Consider the following 19,523-nt stretch of genomic DNA (forward strand, 5'->3'; position numbering starts at 1 on the left):
TTCGAGATATAGGCTGTTAGATAAGAGACTTGGCAGCTCATCTGTTGACTGCATTTAAAGCGCTCGGGGATCCTTTTCAACAAATGGCTTTCCACCGTCCCATGTGAGTTCGATGAGCAAGTCGTCCCGTGGTTCAGAGACTTCGACCTCGATTTCCGATGTTTCGATATCTTGGTACTTCTTCGGAGCACGCCAGCGGATGGCCACGTTGCTCACCGCGTCGGTAGCGCGGACCGACACCTTATGGAGGCCAATGGATGCTCCGTCACCCGCCTCGTAACAGGTGAGCGTAAAACGCCCGTCGCTGTCCGTGTTGCCTCCCGCCGCGCGCCCTTCCTCCGGAACAAACTTCACGAAGGCCTGAGGGAGTGGTTTGCCATCGATGAGCACTTGCCCCGAAATCGGAACTCGCGTCGGACGTCCATCGCCGCATCCCAGCAAGGGAATGGTCAACACGACCAGCCCGCAGGCGAGGTTCGTTAAGCTGAAGAATCGATTCATGGTCAATCGGTTACGTTGGTGTTGGTTGTTATTCGTTATCGGGTAAATCGGCCCCGGCGCGGGTCATCAGCGCATCGTAGGTGCGCTGCGAAATCGACTCGCCAAGCAGTGCAACATGTCCATCGCCGTAGGCGAACAGTGCTCCGCCAGGGTGCTTGCTCTGAAACGCACCATTCAGTAGCCCGGGTGGGTAAGCGCTGTTGACGTCCAGCGTGCCCGGAGGCGTGTTAATGGGATTGGCCGACGTTCTTAGCGAACTGTGGCGGTATCCCAAGCTCCACACGAGCGCCCCGGCGTGCGTGGACGTTTCGATTCCCTCGCCAACGAAGAGCGTGTTGGAGAGACCATCGGTGAACTGCCTGATCTTTAGCTGACGAACGTAGATAAACGCTCCGTTGGCGCTGACTTTCGACGACCAATTGGCAATGGCAGGCGAGTGCGTGCCGAAGCACAGAGCGTAGTTGCCGGTCGCGGCACAATCCTGGGCGCCACGGGAGTTTCGCAGAAAATGCGAGCGGCCGACAACGATGTTACCTGGCATGGTCTGGCAGCAGGGTTCGGCGTCGTCGCTGGGGCAAACAAAAACGTCGGGCCGAGCGGCGATCGCATCTTCATAACGCGGAATCCACTGCGTATCGCCAGAGGTGTCGGTGACCCAGGGACCACCATTAAAATCGTCTTGGCTGAACTGGTCGAACAGTTGCTGTTGCTCGAGCTGCGGAAGCACCGCCACAAACGCGCTGGGACCTACCCGCTGCTGATCGGAAAGGTGATTGCAATCGGACACCGAGGAAGCATCGCAACTGTAACGACCGGCGGGAAACTCCTGCTGGCTATTCTCGTAGTTGATCATCGCCAGAACGATGTTCTTCAGATTGTTGGTGCATTGTGTCCGGCGGGCCGCTTCGCGGGCGGCCTGCACTGCGGGCAAGAGCAGCCCCACTAGGATGCCGATAATAGCAATGACCACCAGCAGCTCCACTAGCGTGAACCCGCGGCGAGCAGTTGCTGTACAGTGGTGGTGACGGCTCGATGGAATCCGCGTAGCGCTCACGGAGCTGCACAGGCAATACCGTGTGAGTGGTTTAGTATGCAAGGTTATGCTCCATCAACGAAATGTGCTTGGGTTGGGGGGACGGCTTCGGTAACGACGGCCTGGGAGAGGCAACCCCCAAGTCGCGTACCGAAGTCAGAATGCGAAGGACGGGTAGGTCCTGTTCGGATGTGCTTTCCGGGATGGCTGGTGGATGCACTACGCGATATCCGGTGGCAGCTTCTTCGCCTTCCAAGGACTGGTTAGGCGAAAGCCGGAAGACAACAACGTCGCCTGCCTGGGCGCCATTGCGATAGAGGGATCGGAAAAATTTCAACATCGTCTCTCCTCCGAACATCACGCGACCCGGTTCCGAGTCGGGAGTCAATAGTTCGTCGGAGAGCAGTTCCACTGGTGCTGCGCCATGCATGCCGTAGTCGACCGCTCCTTTGGGATCGCGCTCCCCGGCGTAGTACCAATCGCGGCGAGGTGAACGCAGATTGAAATAGCCGAGCCCGTATAGGTCGACACAATACCCCGGATTACCGAGCAGGTCGCTATAAGTGAATTCGAGCTGAACTTCGGAAATGCTGCGAGGATCGGCCACCTCCGGAAGTCGGAAGAGCAAGACATTGGCCAACCCAATCGGTCCCGACTCGCCGTGACGTTCGGGAATCGCGTAGGTGCTCGTCCCGATGCGACGCGTTCCCGTTGCGGTAGGTCCACGATAGCCGCCAAACAGCATGCCCTGATCATGGGAGCGAACCAATCCACTGGAAGGATGGGCCTTAAGAATCGTCTCAATCTCGGCGTATCGGCCTGCCTTGGTGGGGCGGAATTGAACTAACTGGGGCTTCAGCTCGCTGGTCTTGCGAAGCGTGGCGCCTTCGGCCTTGGACAGCATGAGCACTTCGGCCGCGTCGTCGTCTTTGTTTGGTTGGAATCCAACCATGCCTTCGGTAACGTGGGCTTCGGTCGTGCCATCGGGGTTGACCGTCACGCCAAACTCGGCGCCCAGGTTCACGATGGTTGCCAAGGGAGTGCGCACGGTAAAACCATCGAGGTGCGAAAGCACACTGCAGGTGATGTGCCCGCTCTTGAGGTAGGCCGTATCGGACGTTTCGACCACGAAACTCGTCGGCCCTTCCAGCAGCACGGTCGCGCCGTCGGCCAGTTGCAACTCGGCAACGCCGTGGTCCAGATCGACGCTGCGACCAGGAAGAACGTAGTCGTTCACGGTCAACGGATTGCCTTTCCACTTGCACTCGGTCAGGCGCACAACGCGAGCCGCGTTGTGAGTTTCGTACACGGCATGCTTCGGCAACGCTGCCTGACGTAGGTCGCCGTCATTCTCAAACCACGTGCTGATCGCGAATAACAAGCCCGCCGCGCAAGCAGCAACGGCCGCGCCGGAGAGAAATCCCAGGCGCGAGTACCACTTGGGCGAGTCCTGACGCGGGCGTTGTTTTGGTGCGCGGGGTTGCTCATGGATGGTCTGCGGCGTGTCCCACCCGCCGTCGTCGAATAGATCGTCCGGCATGGATAGACTCAATGCGTGAGCCTTCTCCAATTGAGCGTGGACATTCATGTACTCCAGGTAGTACGCCCGAGCCTCTGGGTCCGACCGAAGCAATTCGGCCAGGCGCGCGCGATCGACCTCGTCGCCGTCCGGGTCGACTACGGACAATAGTAGTTCTCGAAGCTCTTTAGAGCAGTGCATGCGTTAGGTCCAATCTGCGACAGCCGTATGGCAGCAAGAGCGAGGCGAACGTCGTTCCTTCCCTCGCAAGTGCTTTGTCAATCCTAAAACTCAAGTGCGTCAGGGCACTCGTGTTTGGTCAGTGCTAGATCCTCTGCGCGCCATGGCGCGCGTGTGTTGCCCAATGTCGAATGGTTAAAGCACTAGGAGGAACTCGTTTTGGTTTCGATACATTCCAGGAGAAGATGTCGTAGGCGAAATAGTGCAACTCGAGTTGCGCTGGCGGTCTTGCCTATTTGTTCCGCCAGGTCGGCAACGGAATAGCCTTCTGTGTATCGCTTGCGTAGCAAGTCGCGTTCGCTCTCGCCCAGTCGCTGGAGGCAAGAGTCGAGGGCGATCTCTCGCTCATCGGAGTTTTGAAATCTCTGTTCCGCTTCACTGCAAATGGTGGTCAGCAGGTCGTCATCAAAATAGTGCCGATCTCTTCCACGTGATTTGCGATAGGCCGCAACCTGGTAATAGGCCACGGTTGCAGCCCATGAACCAAAGTTTGTGCCCAGCTCGAAGTCCGAGCATTTGCGCCAGAGCACAACGTTGGTGTCCTGCAGGATGTCTTTGGCCGCATGCGCATCGGGGAGAAGCGACAGAATCAGCCCATACAGCCGGGCTTGGTGGGCCGTAAGCTGTCGGATGAATTCTTCACTTGGAGTCTGCGATTCCATGCTCACTTCAGCCCGCCTCCTCAAGTCAGCACCGCTCCAGCGGTATTGCGACCCCGATTGTCTACAAACGTCTCTTGATCCCCAGACTGTTTATAGCCAGACCGGTTTGCCACGTTACAAAAAACTACAAAAGCGGCTTCGAAGGCCCGAATGGCGTGCGGTAGTCGCCCATAGGTGCGGGAAGTAGCATGTTAGTGCAACTTGTGGGACCGCCTGCTCAGAACGCCTGCGGCAAGACAAGCCGTCGCCAGGATGACCACGCTGGAGGGCTCAGGCACTGGGTTCAACTGCCCGAAGAAGTTAGCCGGCAAGCCGGCTTGCTGGAGTGCGAAGTAAAGCAGCAGGGCGTCGTCCAGGTCGTGCTGGCGGTCGAGGTTCAGGTCGCCCTTGGACCACGCTACCAGATCGGTGTCCGAAGGCAGCACGGTGTTCCACCCATCCAGAAAGGCGTCGACGTCGCCCGCGGTAATCAACCCATCCTGATTCACGTCGCCCATCAGGCCGTTTAACAGGGTCTCGGGAAAGGTGAGCAGATAGTCGAGCGAGCCGCTCGATTCGATGGCGATTCCGGCGAGTTGATAGCCGGAAAACTCGGTTGAGCTGTTGAGCAACTCCACGGACGAGGCTCCAGTCATCTGGATCTCCATCGTCACTTCTCCGCGTACGATACGAACCACCTCGTTGGAGACGAACAGCGTATCGCTTTCCAGCAACAAGAGGGGAATCTGTTCGGTGAAGCTACCGCTGTGGATGACTTCGACGTGAATCGCTTCGTCGCCAAAGCTGACCATTTTGTTGCCGTTGCCACTCAGCAGATAGGATGCAGAGAGAGTTCCATCAGGCAGGTCCGTCGCGCCGGCGACTGCGTTGAAGGCTTGGCCATCCAGCAGATACTGCGGGTTGAGCGCGGAGGCCTCGTAGACGTTGCTGGCGCCATTGCTGCGAGTTCCCCAAGCAAAGCTCTGGCTTCCCGTCTGCGATTGAATGAACGCACCGACCTCGGGATTCCAGAGCAGCCCCAGTCCAAACCGCTGTTGGCTAGCCAAGACGTTTCCGGCGTTGAAGGCCGCGTAGTAGTCGTCGCGGCGGACATAGGTTCCTTCCGATGCGTTAGCGCCTCCATCGGCTCGTTGGTGGACAAAGCGATCCGAAGCCATGTAGGGCAGGCTATCGATCGCGGCCTGCTTTTGGGCGTCGGTGGGATGCCATTGGTAGTTGTTTAGGTAGACAAAGGCAGAGGGACTGTAAGTAGCCGTGCCCGCTAGTAGCGGCTCGATAGACGTCCAGTTCACCGCGTTATCCGCACGAATCGCGGCGATTCGTGCTTGCTGCTCCTCGACGCTGATGCTGAACGCCCTGGCCAGTTCCACCTCTTCTCCCGGCGAGTAGTCCAAGAGTTCCATCGTGGGGAACTGCCGCCGAGTTTCGATGGCCCTGTTCAGCAAGTACTCCGGCTGCCCCGGAATCGGCACCGCGTTGTACGAGATCCAATCGAAGAACCTCTCCTCTCCCTCCACGATAAGATCGCCGATGGCAGTGCCGCGAGCGTGGTGATAGGCGATTCGGGTGTTGCCTTCGTGGGTCCGGAGATTGTATCCCCAGTCGGCGCCACCCCGTTCGTAGTAGTAGCCGGCCGGACTTTGAAAGTCGGCATCGGCCGTGGTCATCCGCTGCTGAAGCAAGGTGGCGATTTCTTCGTCGGGGTACAGGTCCAGGTACTCCAAGGCACCGCCGAACACTCCGCCATACTGGTTGCTCGCCGTTCTGCCAACGTTGTAGGCGCTGTTGGAGGTGAGCATCCCCATGATGGCGGCCCGATCGGCATCGCGCGTGGCCTGCATGATTGTCGGATCAATGCCGGGCCCACTTTCCAGCAGCCGAAGCGTCTCGCCCAGGTAGCGCGTGGCGAACGCTGTGGCGGGCACGTTGTAGCCACCGGGACTGTACTCGGCGAACCAACCTGCAGAGCTTTGGCTGTCGATCAGGAACTCGAGCGACGCCTCCAAACGCTCCCGCACCGCTGGCGAGTTGTAGTACGGATTCCAAGGGCGGTTGGTCGAATAGAAGTAAGCCAGCGCCGTGTGGTTCTCCATCACGCGAGCGTTAAACGACTCACTGGGATTCCGCCAGATTGGCAAGCTGATGTAACCACGCTCGGGACCGGTTTCGATGACCGAATTAGCCAACTCGGCGAAGTGTCCCAAGTAGTACTGAAACGAGTACGCGTTGTTGAGCGTGATCCGGTCCACCTCGGCGTCCGTCAGCAGCGTCGGATCGATCGTCGCGAGATCGACCGCAGGAACCGTTTCCCACGCCCGGCATGGCGACCAAGGGCACGCGCTTCCAAAGGCAAGCAGTGCACAGAGAACTAGGAAACGTCTCAAGAGCTGGGGCATTCCGGTGGGCCTGGTTGTAGTCGTCGACAGTTGATTCGCTGCTATGCGCATAACGGGGGCGCTTGAACTGCATCAGTAAACAGCCGAAGTGCGCAGACTTGTTACAGCGAATCAGCAAGGCTGGACGACATTAGCAGAAATCCGAGAGAAAGCCGCTGGCTGCTCCTGCTGACGAGTGTCCGAACCACGCTCTGAGTTTGCATCTGCTCCGCCACTCTGCTCAACTAGAGGTAATCGATTACCCCACCAAGCCGCCCCCGACGCCCTGTGCGTTCCCACCTCGGCGGCCAAACCGATGAGGCGCGGTATGTTCTCTTCAAGCAGAGCCGCATGGTTCGCGTTGGCTAGTTTTTTGTGCGCTGTGAATTGCAGTGCGAGCCCAAATTCCGAACTACACCAACTGGTGCTGTCGAGGTACCGAGACATCCTGATCGAGCAGCCACGCAGGGACTGTGGCCCGTTGGATGAGGATTCCATCCGAGAAAGCGTCGACAAACTTTCGGACGACGGATCCTGGCCCGACATCGACTACGCCAGCGATCACCCCTCGGGTTGGCCGTCGGTACGGCATCTCCTGCGCATGGTGGCGCTGGCGCATGTGGCCGAAACTCCTTCGCATCCGCTGCACTCCGATCCCACCATTTATCCTGCGTTGCACAAATCGCTGGACTACTGGTTGCAGCATCGCCCGCAGTGTTCCAACTGGTGGTGGAACGAGATTGGCGTGCCGCGCGTGGTGCGTGACGTGGTCGTACTGTGCGGCGATGAGCTGGACGACGAGCAGCGCCGAGCTGCGCTGCAGGTGGTGCGGCAACACGACTTGCGCGGCACGGGCGCCAACTTGATGTGGAGCGCCGAGCTAGCAATCCACTACGCGTGCCTGACCGGCAACGACAAGTACTTGGAGAGAGCCATTGCGAGCACCTGGCAGGAAGTCAAAGACAATGGACGCGAGGGAATTCAGGAGGACGGCTCCTACTTCCAGCACGGCCCACGGCTGCACAACTTCAGCTACGGCAAGTCTTATCTACGGATTGCGGTGGAGCTGGCTTGGCAGTTTCACGATACGCCACTTGCGATGCCGGCCGAGAAACGAGCGCTGTTCACGAAGTATTTGCTGGAGGGCCCCCAATGGATGGTCCGCGGTATCCACACCGCACCGGGCACCATCGATCGGGCGTTCGCTCGTAAGGGGCGTCTGACGAACAGCGACCTGCGGCACGAACTGAAGTACTGGGAACTCCTCGAACCACAGCGTCGGGCGGAAGTCGAGCAGTTTCGCCTCCGCCAGGAGGGCCAAGTCCCGCCGCTGGTCGGTCATCGCCACTGGCGGATCGGCAACTTCACGACCCACCACCGCCACGACGCGACCGTCTTCCTGAAAACCGCCTCTAACCGCACGCGGATCACGGAGCAGGTCAACGGCGAGAACCTCAAAGGCACGCCCTATCTGTGTGGCGGAGACTGCTACCTGATTCGCGACGGAAGCGAATACAACGGGCTGCAACCCGTGCTCGAGTGGCGGCACCTACCCGGCGTGACTGTGCTCGATGAGGAAGCGGACCGCACGAAGCTGGACGCCGAGCAACCGTTCGTCGGCGCGGTCAGCGACCAAACGAGCGGCATGACCGTCATGCCTTACGCGAGGAAGCAGGGCGCCCGCCAAGTGCTATCGGTCAACAAGGCTTGGTTTTTCCACGACGACCTGGTGGTGTGCCTGCTCGCCGGCTGGGACACCCAGCATCGGGCTGGGGCGGTTACGTCGCTCGACCAGTGTCGCTTCCGCGGTGTCGCGACCACCGGCTCACCGCGCGGTCCCGCCACGGCGCTAAACACCACGGAGTGCCAGCTCGAGCCCGGACAGTGGCTGCTGCACAACGGGTTTGGTTACATGCCGCTCGAAGACGAAGCACTATGGGTGCGGGCCGGCGATCAAACGGGTCGCTGGTCGGACATCAACAGCCGCTACTCTCAGGAAGACGATCCACCCGTTACCGAGCCGGTGTTGAATGTTCGGCTGCACCACCCGTCGCCGCTCCGCGCGACTGGCTACGCCCTGGTTCTCGACGCCAGCCGTCGGAAGCTGCAATCGCTTGCCCAGCAACCAACCTGGAACGTGCTGTCGAACACCAAACAGCTGCAAGCCGTCGGGTTCGAGAATGGACCGACGCTCATCGCCTTCTACGAACCTGGCGAGGTCGCCGACGTGGCCGTGGACCAACCCTGCCTGGTGATGGTCCGTGGCGACACTGCCTACGTATGCGACCCCACGCATCAAGGAGGTTCCCTCGTGCTTCGCCATCAAGGACAGGACTATCGAGTACAAACCCCGCCCGACGGTCGCGTCGCTACGATTGAGCTGCAGTGAAAGCCGGGTGAGTACCTACCGCCCGGGCCGCTCGTTGAGGACCACTCGGTCCTTGAACTTCTCGTTGCCGCGGTCCTTGGCGAGTTCGTACGACAACTCACGCAGAGCATCCGAGTCGTGTTTGAACGCTTCCACTTCCTCCGGCAGCAGCCGGAAGTAGATGCTGTACCAAGCGATCCAGGTAATCACGACTTCCATCAGGTACTCACCAGACTCTTCGTCGATGCCGACGGAGTAATAGTGGTCGCGGTCGACGTGGAGGGGTTGGTAGTTCATGCTTGAAGAACCATGTGTGCCATCGTGGCTTACGCCAGAAAGCTAGCTTAAGAAATGTCTCTGACAGTACTCCATGCTTTCCCAAAACTGTGTTTGGCAGCTCTCAATGGTCCACGCGTGATTGTCGTCGGAGATCTTCCCACTGGTAAAGTAGTCCCACAAACCGCCTGGGGCGAGAAACTCCTCCGCATGGTTGGTACCGCGCCGACCGTCGATCCACATCAGTGCCGGCATGGCCCAGTCTTGGTCGTAGTAGCAGTCGATTTGGCGCAGGTACGTATTGAGGTACTGTTTCAGATAATCGATGCTCGCGTCATCGGCAAAGCACGCCATAGCGAACGCGTGGGACTGGCCTTGGTAGCAAGACCTCGAAGCCAGCAGCACCTCGCCAATCAGGTCGCGGCACTTCACCAATGGCTTGAGGCCAGCCAACCAACTTCCCGTGATCGCTTCGCGCCATGCGTCGCCAATCAATCGCGCGGCTATCTCCGGCGTGATCGACTCGAGCGCGGCGCGTACATTGGCGTTGAACTGCTCACGCTTTTGGCCGACTTCTCGGTCCGAAGTGTAGTTGCCGTGAAGTATGTTCGGGTAGAAGGGTGAGACCCATTTATCGATGAAGGCTCTGTCCAAACGGTGCTCCTCCAACTAGTTGCCCTATGCGCCATGACGGGCGAGCTAATTCACTCATCCACCCCCAAAAACTCCGGCGGCACGTGCTCGGTGAGCCACACCTGGTTGCCGGTCACAAAGAATTCGTGACCCGCGGCGACCATCTGCTGGGCGGCTACCCACAGCACGACCGGCTTGCCGTGGCGGGCGCCAACTTGCAGCATGGTTTCTCGGTTGGTCGAGAGGTGCACGTGGTGCCGGCGGCCTTTCACCAGGCCTTCGGCCATGATCGAATCCAGGTACCGCGTGGCGGTGCCGTGGTACAGTAGCTCGGGCGGGTCGGCGGGCTGGTAGCCGAGGTCGACCTCGGTGGAATGGCCCTGTCGGGCGCGGATTTGCTGGCGATCTTCGGAGAACTCGAACCGCTGCTTGTCGTTGTCGCGGACCACTTCGTCCAGTACTTCCGGTGACACCCGCTTGCCAGCTTGCGCGAGCGCGGCGAGCAGCTGGTCCACCTCCACCCAGCCCCCTTCTTGCAGCTCCAGCCCTACCGAGTCGGGGCGATGTCGAAGTACGTAGCTAAGTCGTTTGCTGATCTGCTTGAGTTGCTGAGGATTCATCGGCGGCGTACGAACTACACTCCTATGGATTTAGCGCGTCGGGGGGAAATCGCGCCCAGCAGAAGTCCCAACACCGCCAACACGGCGCCGGCGAAGCCAATCTGCCCGATGCGACGCATGGTTTGCGAGGCGAGTTCCTGAGGTTTGGGCGGTGCACCGTTGTTTGGATTGGCAGCCGCCTCCCACAAGTCGGACGCAATCAACGTCACCGCCGGGTAGTCCTCCATGTTGGGCACATTTGGCAGTGCAGCCATAGCCTTCAACTGCATGTAGGCGACAACCGCCACGCCCAACAGGAGGACCCCAATCACCAGCAAAATCGCAGGCAGGATGTATCGCATGGGTTCAGTATCCCCAACTCGCCGCGCAAAGCAAGACAATACGGAGCGATGAGTTGTTCGCGCTAGGGTTTGGAACGGTTTACGTAGCTTTCTTGAACAGTCCGATTACCAGCAGCAAGATCACCGCGCCAAGCGTTCCTCCGGCGATTTCGTTCAGGATGGATTCGCCGAACAAACTGAAGTTGCCAAACAACAGGCCGAACAACAGAGCGCCCACGATACCAACGGCGATGTTGCCTACGAGGCCGAAACCGTGGCCCCTGACGATTTTTCCGGCCAGGAACCCGCACACCGCACCAATTAGCAGCGCAACCAGCAAACCCATGACGTTCATGACTAACCTCGCAAGGAGAGAAGAGGGAGGCCGCCGATCAGCGGCTGAGGAGAATGCCGTCGGCGTCTCCTTTATCTTCAACCCATGCGCACGACATTGCAAGTATTGCGGGCGCCGCGTGGACCTTTTTCGCCCGCAGGCATTCGTTAACTTCTTCTTAGTCTACTTGTCTTAACTGCAGACTATCGATCACTTTATCGCCGACCAGCACGTTGGTGATCACCACGAGCCAAGTGCCGGTTTCGCACCAGTCGCGTCGTTTCAGGTACGCCAAGGCGTCTTGGATGGTCTTCTCCGGGTCGTCCGAAAACTCCATCAGGAACGGTTCCACGCCCCACGGCAAGAGTAGTTGGTGGAATACGTGCTCCACGTCGGTGAACGCGAAGATCGGCACGCCGCGCGGGCGCAGCGCGCCGAGCACGTAAGCCAGGAAGCCGCTGCGAGTGAACACCACGATGCCCGAGTTGCCGAGTTCCTGCGCCAGCGTGGCGGACGAACGGAGCATTTTGGCTTTCGGTTCTCGCAGCACAATGCACGAATTGAGCTGGGTGTCGACCTTGGGCTCGATGCTCTCGATGATGTTCTTGAAAACCTCCACAGCCTCGAGCGGGTACGCGCCGGTGGTGGTCTCGCCGGAGAGCATCACCGCGTCGGCTTGTTCGCGGACCGCGTTGGAGATGTCGGAGATCTCCGCCCTGGTCGGCATCGGCGCCGAGACCATCGATTCCAACAGGTGCGTCGCGATGATCACCGGCTTGCCTTCGGCCTGGCACGCGCGGACCAGTTCGGTCTGCACCAGCGGCAGTTGGTGGTATTCGATTTCGATGCCCAAGTCGCCGCGGGCGACCATGATTGCGTCCGACGCGCGGATGATCTCGCGCATGTTCCGCACGCCGGCTTGTTCTTCGATCTTCGAGACGATCCGTGCGTCGCAGCCCAACTCGTCGAGGAAGGAGCGCAGTATCTGCACGTCGCTCGCCTGGCGGACGAACGATAGCGCCACGAAGTCGATGCCGGCGGTGACGCCGGCGGCCAGGTCCTCGCGGTCCTTTTCGGTGAGCGACGGCAAACTAATGTGCACGCCCGGCAGGTTGATGTGCCGCCGCGATCCGAGTTGGCCGGGCGTGAGCACCTGGCAGCGGACGTGGTGCTCGTCCTTGTTGATCACCCGCAGCCGCAACAGCCCGCTATCTACGAGCACGATCTGTCCCACCTCGACGTCGGCTGGCAGGTCGGGATAGTTCACCGACACGCTCAGCACCTCGTCGCCCGACGGTTCGGCCGAGCGGACGTGAAAATCGATCAGGTCGCCAGCCTTCAGGTCTACCAGACCGTCGACATCGCCGGTGCGAATCTCCGGCCCTTTGATGTCCATCATCACCGCAACGTGCCGCTCTAGCTTGTCCGACACCTCGCGGATTCGCTGCACGGTGTTGGTGACCCATTCGCGACTGGCGTGGGCCATGTTCAGGCGCAGGATATCGACGCCGGCGGCGATGAGCTTCTCGAGCATCTCCCGCGATTCGGTGGCGGGCCCGAGCGTGGCGATGATTTTTGTATGTCGATAGTAACGAGGCGACTTCATAAAGCACCTGAGGGAAGTTCGCCTGCTGTTTACCCGCGGACCTAGCGATGTTCGGGCCGCTGGCATTCTAATGGTTTTGGCCACCGCGGTCGATCGTGGGTTGCCGCCGTGTGCCGGGTGGGTGAACCGCACCAGCGCAACCTGTTATCCTGGGACGCGAATTGATTCATCCAGCTTTCCTCCACGCGGTTGCCACACGACTATGCTCACCCGATTGCCGATCCGAGTGCTGGCGCCACTGCTGTTTGGCATTCCCGTGCTGGTGGTGGGCTTGTGGCTGTCGACAAAGTGGAACCGGCAGTCGCAACAGGCGGTCGCCGAGCTGGCCGAACAGAACATCGAGCAGATTCACAACGCCATTGCCACCAAGATATCCGATGTCCTCTCGGTTCCAGTGCGGGTGTGCGAGGTGAACGAACACCTGGTCGAGAGCGGCGCGTTGGAAGTGGACGACCTGTCCGCATGGCGCGAGTCGTTCGTCGAGGAGTCCAAGGCGTTCGACATGCTCAGCGCTATCGCGTGGGGTGGTCCCGATGGCCGGTCGGCTTGGGTGAGTCGCTACGCCGACGGCAGCTTCTACTGGGCGCTGAAGTCCGATGGCAACAGCTCCACTATGGAGGAATGGCAACTCGACTCCCAAGGCCAACCGATCACCGACTCGAAGAACAGTTTTGACTTCGATGTGACGACTCGGCCCTGGTTCCAAGCACCCCGCGATGCAAAACAGGCCACCTGGAGCGAGCCCTACGTGTGGGTCGGCGGCGAAGACAGCCAGGGCACCACGCTGGGCATCTCGTACGGTATTCCCCTGTACGACGACAGCGATCAACTGCTTGGCATCGTCGATGCCGATTATTCGCTCAACGACTTGTCGACCTACCTCGGCAAACTCAAAGTCGGCAAGACCGGCGTGGCGATGTTGCTCTCGCCCGACGGGCGTTTGCTCGCTACGTCGAGCGATGCACGCATCGTGTCGGACAAAGGCGAGCGACTCACCACCTCCGACTCTGCCAATCCGCTGGTGGCGACTGCTGGCAACAGGGCGACCGGCGGAAGCATGGAGCAGAACGAGCCCAACCGCTTCGAACAGGACGGCGAGACCTACTACATCCGCTCATCCAAGGTCGGCGGCGACGTCGGGCTCGACTGGACGTTGCTGACCATTGTCCCCGAGAGCGACTTCACCGCCAGCATCGAGGCGGCGTTCGCCCGCAGTTGGGTCACCAGCTTGCTGGCCGTGGCCGCGGCGGTGGTGCTAGGCTTGTTGGCCGCGCGGTGGCTGGTCGATCCGCTCACGCGACTGGTGACCGCCGTGCGTCGGATCGGTCAGGGCGACCTCGACACGCGAATCGACATTCGCCACGCACCGGAGTACTCGAACCTGGCGAGTGAGATCAACAAGATGGCCGAAGGCCTGCAGGATCGCATCCGGATGCAGAGGTCGCTGTCGCTGGCCATGGAAGTACAGCGCAATCTATTGCCAGCCGAAGCGCCAGAGATGCGTCAACTCGACATCGCCGGCCACAGCACCTATTGCGACGAAACCGGCGGCGACTACTACGACTTTCTCGACGTCTCGGGCACCGACGAGGACACCGCCGTGCTGGTGATTGGCGACGTCATGGGGCACGGCGTGGCGGCCGCGTTGTTGATGGCCACCGCGCGGGGCATTCTGCGGAGTCGCTGCGCGGAATCGGGTTCGCTGGCCGACTTCCTCACGCACCTGAACGACATGCTGGTGGTGGACACCAACGGCGAGCGTTTCATGACCATGCTGCTCATGACCATCTCTGGCGGTCGCGATCAACTGCGGTGGGCCTCGGCCGGGCATGGCCCGCCGGTGGTGTACGACCCGACAACCGGCACCTTCCCCGAACTCGACGGCGGTGGCCTGCCGTTGGGGTTGATGGAGGGTGAGCATTACACCGAGTACACCCAGAACGACATCCGGCCGGGAGCGATTCTATTGGCCTCGACCGATGGTCTCGAGGAAGCGATGAACGAATCTGGCGAGCAGTACGGCGTCGAGCGGGCGCGCGACGTGATCCGCGCGAATGCCACAAAGTCGGCCGAGGAAATCAGCCAGGCGATTCGCCAGTCGTTGGCCACGCACCGTGGCGGCGCCAGTCAGGACGACGACCTGACGTTTGTTGTCGCCAAGGTGCTGTAGCCAACACTCTAGCCGCGCGGGATCGGAATCAGCATCCGCACGCGCTGTTGGTAGTCGAGATACTCCTGCCCGTACTGATCGGTGAGGTCGCGTTCTTCGAGCATCAAGCCGAAGCGAATGTACATTCCCATGCCAATCGCCAGCACCAGGTGCGAGAGCGACATGGTGGGAGTCGCCCACAGGCCGATAGCGATGCCCAGCTGAATCGGATGGCGGACCAGCCGGTAACCGAATCGCGTGGTGAACGCGGGAGTGGTGACGTCGCGGCCTTTGGCATAGGCATGCGCCTGCTGCAGGCCGAACAGTTCGAAGTGGTTGATCATGAACGACGCCGACACGGCGAACAGCCAGCCGAAGATCTGCAGGGCGAACAGTGCGACCCGCGCGGCCGGCATCTCGATTTTCCAAATCATGCCGTTCATTGGCTGCCAGAAGAAGCACAGGATGATCGAGACGACGCCCGACATCAGCACGTAGGTGCTTCGCTCAACGCCGTTTGGAAGGATTTGCGTAAGCTGCTCTTTGAACGGCTGTCGGGCCATGACCGAGTGTTGCACCGCGAACAGCAGCAGCAAAGCGACGTTGATCGTTAGCGCCAGGGGCCAACTGGCCGTCGCTGGTGCGTTAATGTCTTGGGGATAGCCCCACCCGCCGGCGAACACCATGAACAGGGTCAACCCGCCCAGGCCAATGGCGTATGAAACCAAGCCGTATAGCAACGCAGCAACGCGGATCATCAGAAAACCTCCTGATTTGGGGTAAGGGATGGTTCTCGTACGGACCAGGGTAGCTGTTGTTACAGCCAAAGGCCAGAAGAAGCCTACTTCACCGCCACCAGGCTCACTCCCACGATCGCCAGCAGCAGTCCCACCGCGTGATACACGCTCGTCGGCTCATGCAGCACCGCCACCGCCAGCAGCACCGTCAGCACTGGTCCTGCGGTGCCGATCACCGTGGTGCGAGTGGCGCCGATGCGGACGATCGACTCGTTGATCATGAAGCTCGGCAGCACCGTACAGACAAACGCCAAAACGACGCCATACAGATAGACAATCGGATGCAGCTCGGCCAGCACGGCCGGCGAGCGAGTCGCCAAGAAGTGGGCGGCCACGAAGCCAGTGCTGCCGATCATCGCCAGGCTGGTGAACTGCCGGCTACCAATCCGCTGCATGATTGGCTTGGCGAACAGTATGTACAGCGAGTAGCTGAGCGCCGAACCCAATACCAACAGCACGCCGATCGTTACCTCGTCGCGCGACTGTGTCGAAGCGATGAGTTTCTCCTGCCCGTACATCAACCACACGCCCGCGTAGCTAAGCGCGAGCGCAGCGACGATTCTTGGTGTAAGTCGCTCGCCCAGGAACATCGCCGCCAGCACGGCAATCATCGTCGGGTAGGTAAACAGCGTCAGGCGCTCGAGCTGCGCGCTGATGTGCGTGAGCCCACACAAATCGAGGTACGAGGCGAGATAATACCCCAAGAAACCCAGCACCAAAGCGAGCGGTACGTCGCGTCGCCACGTGGCGCTGTTCGTCTGGACCGACCGCCACGAGTAGCACAGCACCACCACGTACAGCGGCAGCGCGATTCCCATCCGCAGTGAGAGCAGCACGGTGGGCTCCGCCCCGGCGGCGAACGCCAGCTTGATGAAGATGCTCTTCAGCGCGAACAGAAACGTGCCCCCAATCGCCAGCACTACCCCCGAGGCGTAGCGGGTGGCGGGCGCGGTGGCACAGGCTTCGTCGGCGGCGGCTTGCAAGAGTGGGACTCGTCGGTGGAAACTGGGGGACGCGGGAGGGACAGCGCCCAACTGGCGAAGGTTCGTGCCGCTTGTACTTTAGGTCTTGGAGCCCCCTATGCAACTCGCTGGACGACTCGAAACCCCCTGGCTCGATAGCACGATCCTCGCCGACAACCTGCCGGGCGATCCCACACGGCGGATGCTGCCAGTGTACTTGCCGCCAGGGTACGACGACGAGCCCCAGCGGCGATTCCCGGTGATCTACAACCTCACCGGGCACGGTACCTCGGCGCCAATGATGCTCAACTCGGTGGCTTGGGGAGAGAACTTCTTCGAGCGACTCGATCGCTTGATCGCCACCGGCGAGGCCGAGCCGATCATCGCGGTGGTGCCCGACTGCTTCACCTTGTTCGGCGGCGCGCAGTTCCTCAACACGCCGGCCCTGGGCAACTACGAGGACTACATCACGCAGGAGATCATTCCCTACGTCGACACCAACTTCCGCACGCTCGCCGACCGCCAGCACCGCGGCCTCGTGGGCAAATCGAGCGGCGGCTACGGCACCATGGTTCAGGGGATGCGTCACCCGGAACTGTTCTCGGCCCTGGCGTCGCACAGCGGCGACATCTACTTCGAATTCGGCCTGCTGCCCGACCTGGCGTACCTGTTCGAAACGTTCCGCAAACACGGTGGCATCGAAGCGTTTATCACCAAAATCCCTGGCTTCAAACCCAAGACACACCGCGACTTCTGGGGTCCAATCGGCATGCTCTGCTACGGCGCCGCCTACGCGCCCGACCTGTCGGCTCCGCGCGGTTTTCACTTGCCAATCGACGAAGAGACCGGCGCGCTGGTCGACGAAATTTGGCAACGCTGGCTCGAATGGGATCCCGTGCGCATGATCGACCGCCCGGAATACCTCCAAGCGTATCGCCAAATGAACTACATCTATCTCGACTGCGGCTACTGGGACGATTTGAATTTCGCGGTGGGCACGCGCGTCATGAGCAAGAAACTCACAGCCGCCGGAATCGAGCACGAAATGGAACTCTTCCCCGACGGGCACACCGACGTGAGCTATCGGTACGACGTTTCGCTACCGAGATTGTCACGAGCGCTGGCGGGGTGACTGGCATCACGCAGAGGCGCAAAAAAGAGAATCGGCTGTCCGTGCTACCTGCTAGGTGTCAGGTGTAACTTCATCCCAGGACTGGCCGCAATAGCCTCGCACCCAAGAAAGGCCGTAGTGCCGGAAAAAGACAACGCTCTTTTCGTAGCCCCCTGGAATCTTCTGGCCGTTCCGTGTGGCTTGGTCAACACGGCAATGAATGTCATAGACGTTCGCCTCTTCCTGCTCGATTTCCTCACGACTCCGCAGAACGGCTGACTCAATAAACTGGTGCGTGGACTTGAAGAGGCCAGGCATGGCAGCAACCACTAATCCAGTGTCGCATTTGCCGGTCGGCTCCGGCAGTGCGTCCAGTTTTGCAATCGACCATAGGAGTGCAACCTGAGCCTCCACCAACCACGTCATCCAAACCACCTCTTGCGGGGAATCTGGAGCTTGGCTGAAGAAAGCCAACTCCCGTGGTGTGAGTTCTTCCCATAGTTGCTTTTCTTTGAGCCATTGCGTCAGGTCGTCCTTGGACACACCGTGGGCTGCCGCAATGGTGCAATGGAGCGCAATGGCCCGTCGCGCAATTTCCTCGGCGGTCCGAGGTGTATCGAGGTAGATATCGTCATCCACAGTCCACACCTAAGTCAGCTATTGAATTACTACTCGCCACCTGTCAGTCGCAACCATGCAGTCCAATCGCAGGTCGGCTATTCGTGCTACCGCGATTCTACTCGCCCTTGGATTTCCTGGCAGCGTGCAGGGCCGCTTGTTCCGCCATGAACGCCTCCCATTCGCTTTCCGTTACCTGCTCGTAGCCCATGTCGACAAACAAGACAGCTGTGCCACCATCGGAGGTGCGCTCTCCGTTGTGGCCGAGTCGTGCTTTGTCCCACAGCAGCGCCAATCGTTTGTCGTCCAAGAGAGTCAAGCCTTCGACGTAATGCCAGCCACAAGTCTCCGGCGTCAGGGGTTTGCCGCTTGCCAGGCGAGCTTCCGTGACTTCGACGGGGACCATCTTGCCACAAAGCAGTGAAGCGTCGGCGTACTTGGGATACAGGAGGCCCAGTGATGCCTCGGGTGAAGCTCCGCCCGTCGGGTACGTTCCGCCATGATCTTTAGCATACTCATGCAATGCCAACATCAACTGCTTATCACAGGAGTGACTGGGACCGTAAGGGTAGCGATACCGAACGTAGGCCTGCCTTGCAGTTACGAGTACTACCAAAATTGATAGAATTACGATCGGGATGACGAGCCATTTTCGCATCGGCTGAGATTGTCACGGGCCCTGGCGGGGTGAATGGCGTCACGCAAAAATGCTGCCCTGAATGACTTGAAGCATTATGTGTCGGTTTGTACCCATAGGGCGCGGTTGTTTTCTACGGCGGATCGAACAGGGGGAAGCAGTCCCTCAAAGAACTGTTCGCGTGGCATGCCCTCACCCTCATCAAGCGATGAAAAGTAGGGTTCCACCGCCTGGAGTTGTGCAAGCAGTTCCTTTGCTTTATCCGGAACGAGCAAACTGTACATCGGGTAAACTGCATACTCCGTCGATGGTTTCCCAAAGTACCGAAACCCGCTGCTACCGAAAGTGGGCTCGGCCATCATGGATGCGCCCTGTTCTGTGGCGATTTCTGCGCAGTCCCAGTAGATGCTTTCGTAGTCGTAGCATTGGAAGTCCAATCCAATCTGTTCGCCGGGCTCATCTTGAAGTGCGAACAGGACGTTATCCCACATGTTTGCGTTGTCGTAAGTTAGATCCGAGTACCAGTCGGGAAGCGCTAGTCGCTTGACAATCAACGCCGACAATCCATCTCGATCTGCAGGCCACATCTTCGCATCGGACTCGTCGTCGAAATCATCCAGGTAGTCTTCCAATTCCTCAAGAATGAAGTCGGCGAGCGCATCGCCATCTTCCTTCGTAGGCGAAGTGGTTAGGCGTGTAAATGCATCGTTGTCTATCGTGTAAAGAAAGTAGCCCGCCATTCATTCCTCCTGGCCTTTTGCG

The 19,523-nt window shown here is 59.9% G+C and carries 19 protein-coding genes; 3 read left to right on the plus strand and 16 right to left on the minus strand.

The features are described from left to right. Nucleotides 1-54: 54 nt before the first annotated feature. From ACQK2L_RS05425 to ACQK2L_RS05445, 5 genes are all read right to left on the minus strand, one after another. Nucleotides 55-501, minus strand: coding sequence for a hypothetical protein (locus ACQK2L_RS05425; RefSeq protein WP_425395914.1), 447 nt, complete (start codon nt 499-501; stop codon nt 55-57). A gap of 28 nt (nt 502-529) precedes the next feature. Next, nucleotides 530-1,555 carry a DUF1559 domain-containing protein gene (locus ACQK2L_RS05430; protein ID WP_425397419.1) on the minus strand — a complete coding sequence of 342 codons (1,026 nt, stop codon included), beginning with the start codon at nt 1,553-1,555 and terminating at the stop codon, nt 530-532. A 31-nt stretch (nt 1,556-1,586) separates the two neighbouring features. Next, on the minus strand, nt 1,587-3,254 hold the full coding sequence (locus ACQK2L_RS05435; protein ID WP_425395915.1) for a FecR domain-containing protein: 1,668 nt from the start codon (nt 3,252-3,254) through the stop codon (nt 1,587-1,589). A gap of 182 nt (nt 3,255-3,436) precedes the next feature. Then, a complete protein-coding gene (locus ACQK2L_RS05440) occupies nt 3,437-3,955 on the minus strand; it encodes a sigma-70 family RNA polymerase sigma factor (protein WP_425397420.1) in 519 nt (172 codons plus the stop codon). A gap of 191 nt (nt 3,956-4,146) precedes the next feature. Next, nucleotides 4,147-6,339 (minus strand): hypothetical protein, encoded by a 2,193-nt coding sequence (locus ACQK2L_RS05445; RefSeq protein ID WP_425395916.1) that lies wholly within the window; start codon nt 6,337-6,339, stop codon nt 4,147-4,149. A gap of 472 nt (nt 6,340-6,811) precedes the next feature. Here ACQK2L_RS05445 and ACQK2L_RS05450 point away from each other — a divergent pair, with 472 nt between their 5' ends. Continuing rightward, nucleotides 6,812-8,719: a polysaccharide lyase family 8 super-sandwich domain-containing protein gene (locus ACQK2L_RS05450; protein WP_425395917.1), complete on the plus strand. Its 1,908-nt coding sequence runs from the start codon at nt 6,812-6,814 to the stop codon at nt 8,717-8,719. Between the two features lie 15 nt (nt 8,720-8,734). On the opposite strand, the gene ACQK2L_RS05455 is transcribed toward ACQK2L_RS05450, so the two are convergent. The 6 genes from ACQK2L_RS05455 to pyk form a co-directional block, all read right to left on the minus strand. Then, nucleotides 8,735-8,995: a hypothetical protein gene (locus ACQK2L_RS05455; protein WP_425395918.1), complete on the minus strand. Its 261-nt coding sequence runs from the start codon at nt 8,993-8,995 to the stop codon at nt 8,735-8,737. Nucleotides 8,996-9,037: 42 nt separating this feature from the next. Then, nucleotides 9,038-9,628 carry a DUF6000 family protein gene (locus tag ACQK2L_RS05460; RefSeq protein ID WP_425395919.1) on the minus strand — a complete coding sequence of 197 codons (591 nt, stop codon included), beginning with the start codon at nt 9,626-9,628 and terminating at the stop codon, nt 9,038-9,040. A gap of 50 nt (nt 9,629-9,678) precedes the next feature. Further along, complete coding sequence (locus tag ACQK2L_RS05465) at nt 9,679-10,227, minus strand: RNA 2'-phosphotransferase (protein WP_425395920.1); 549 nt, start codon at nt 10,225-10,227, stop codon at nt 9,679-9,681. 14 nt (nt 10,228-10,241) lie between these two features. Next, nucleotides 10,242-10,568 carry a hypothetical protein gene (locus ACQK2L_RS05470; RefSeq protein WP_425395921.1) on the minus strand — a complete coding sequence of 109 codons (327 nt, stop codon included), beginning with the start codon at nt 10,566-10,568 and terminating at the stop codon, nt 10,242-10,244. Between the two features lie 79 nt (nt 10,569-10,647). After that, entirely contained in the window at nt 10,648-10,902 is a 255-nt protein-coding gene (locus ACQK2L_RS05475; protein ID WP_425395922.1) for a GlsB/YeaQ/YmgE family stress response membrane protein, read from the minus strand. 157 nt (nt 10,903-11,059) lie between these two features. Next, complete coding sequence (gene pyk, locus ACQK2L_RS05480) at nt 11,060-12,487, minus strand: pyruvate kinase (RefSeq protein WP_425395923.1); 1,428 nt, start codon at nt 12,485-12,487, stop codon at nt 11,060-11,062. A gap of 202 nt (nt 12,488-12,689) precedes the next feature. Here pyk and ACQK2L_RS05485 point away from each other — a divergent pair, with 202 nt between their 5' ends. Beyond that, nucleotides 12,690-14,657 (plus strand): SpoIIE family protein phosphatase, encoded by a 1,968-nt coding sequence (locus ACQK2L_RS05485; protein WP_425395924.1) that lies wholly within the window; start codon nt 12,690-12,692, stop codon nt 14,655-14,657. Between the two features lie 8 nt (nt 14,658-14,665). On the opposite strand, the gene ACQK2L_RS05490 is transcribed toward ACQK2L_RS05485, so the two are convergent. Further along, nucleotides 14,666-15,394, minus strand: a complete 729-nt coding sequence (locus tag ACQK2L_RS05490) for a methyltransferase family protein (RefSeq protein ID WP_425395925.1) — start codon at nt 15,392-15,394, stop codon at nt 14,666-14,668. An 83-nt stretch (nt 15,395-15,477) separates the two neighbouring features. Then, nucleotides 15,478-16,416: a DMT family transporter gene (locus ACQK2L_RS05495; RefSeq protein ID WP_425395926.1), complete on the minus strand. Its 939-nt coding sequence runs from the start codon at nt 16,414-16,416 to the stop codon at nt 15,478-15,480. Nucleotides 16,417-16,513: 97 nt separating this feature from the next. Here ACQK2L_RS05495 and ACQK2L_RS05500 point away from each other — a divergent pair, with 97 nt between their 5' ends. Further along, nucleotides 16,514-17,527, plus strand: a complete 1,014-nt coding sequence (locus ACQK2L_RS05500) for an alpha/beta hydrolase (protein ID WP_425395927.1) — start codon at nt 16,514-16,516, stop codon at nt 17,525-17,527. Between the two features lie 51 nt (nt 17,528-17,578). Here the strand turns inward: ACQK2L_RS05500 and ACQK2L_RS05505 are convergent, their stop codons facing one another. The 3 genes from ACQK2L_RS05505 to ACQK2L_RS05515 form a co-directional block, all read right to left on the minus strand. Continuing rightward, nucleotides 17,579-18,145: a DUF4272 domain-containing protein gene (locus tag ACQK2L_RS05505; protein WP_425395928.1), complete on the minus strand. Its 567-nt coding sequence runs from the start codon at nt 18,143-18,145 to the stop codon at nt 17,579-17,581. Between the two features lie 97 nt (nt 18,146-18,242). Continuing rightward, entirely contained in the window at nt 18,243-18,656 is a 414-nt protein-coding gene (locus ACQK2L_RS05510) for a hypothetical protein (RefSeq protein ID WP_425395929.1), read from the minus strand. Between the two features lie 200 nt (nt 18,657-18,856). Further along, complete coding sequence (locus ACQK2L_RS05515) at nt 18,857-19,501, minus strand: hypothetical protein (RefSeq protein WP_425395930.1); 645 nt, start codon at nt 19,499-19,501, stop codon at nt 18,857-18,859. Nucleotides 19,502-19,523 lie beyond the last annotated feature (22 nt).

The organism is Aeoliella sp. (genome assembly GCF_965227375.1).
Lineage (GTDB): Bacteria > Planctomycetota > Planctomycetia > Pirellulales > Lacipirellulaceae > Aeoliella.

What these genes read in the sequence shown, in the direction of transcription:
- ACQK2L_RS05425 (WP_425395914.1), bottom strand. Translation starts at nt 501, where the DNA reads ATGAATCGATTCTTCAGCTTAACGAACCTCGCCTGCGGGCTGGTCGTG.
- ACQK2L_RS05435 (WP_425395915.1), bottom strand. Translation starts at nt 3,254, where the DNA reads ATGCACTGCTCTAAAGAGCTTCGAGAACTACTATTGTCCGTAGTCGAC.
- ACQK2L_RS05440 (WP_425397420.1), bottom strand. Translation starts at nt 3,955, where the DNA reads ATGGAATCGCAGACTCCAAGTGAAGAATTCATCCGACAGCTTACGGCC.
- ACQK2L_RS05455 (WP_425395918.1), bottom strand. Translation starts at nt 8,995, where the DNA reads ATGAACTACCAACCCCTCCACGTCGACCGCGACCACTATTACTCCGTC.
- ACQK2L_RS05465 (WP_425395920.1), bottom strand. Translation starts at nt 10,227, where the DNA reads ATGAATCCTCAGCAACTCAAGCAGATCAGCAAACGACTTAGCTACGTA.
- ACQK2L_RS05470 (WP_425395921.1), bottom strand. Translation starts at nt 10,568, where the DNA reads ATGCGATACATCCTGCCTGCGATTTTGCTGGTGATTGGGGTCCTCCTG.
- ACQK2L_RS05475 (WP_425395922.1), bottom strand. Translation starts at nt 10,902, where the DNA reads ATGAACGTCATGGGTTTGCTGGTTGCGCTGCTAATTGGTGCGGTGTGC.
- pyk (WP_425395923.1), bottom strand. Translation starts at nt 12,487, where the DNA reads ATGAAGTCGCCTCGTTACTATCGACATACAAAAATCATCGCCACGCTC.
- ACQK2L_RS05485 (WP_425395924.1), top strand. Translation starts at nt 12,690, where the DNA reads ATGCTCACCCGATTGCCGATCCGAGTGCTGGCGCCACTGCTGTTTGGC.
- ACQK2L_RS05490 (WP_425395925.1), bottom strand. Translation starts at nt 15,394, where the DNA reads ATGATCCGCGTTGCTGCGTTGCTATACGGCTTGGTTTCATACGCCATT.
- ACQK2L_RS05500 (WP_425395927.1), top strand. Translation starts at nt 16,514, where the DNA reads ATGCAACTCGCTGGACGACTCGAAACCCCCTGGCTCGATAGCACGATC.
- ACQK2L_RS05510 (WP_425395929.1), bottom strand. Translation starts at nt 18,656, where the DNA reads ATGTTGGCATTGCATGAGTATGCTAAAGATCATGGCGGAACGTACCCG.
- ACQK2L_RS05515 (WP_425395930.1), bottom strand. Translation starts at nt 19,501, where the DNA reads ATGGCGGGCTACTTTCTTTACACGATAGACAACGATGCATTTACACGC.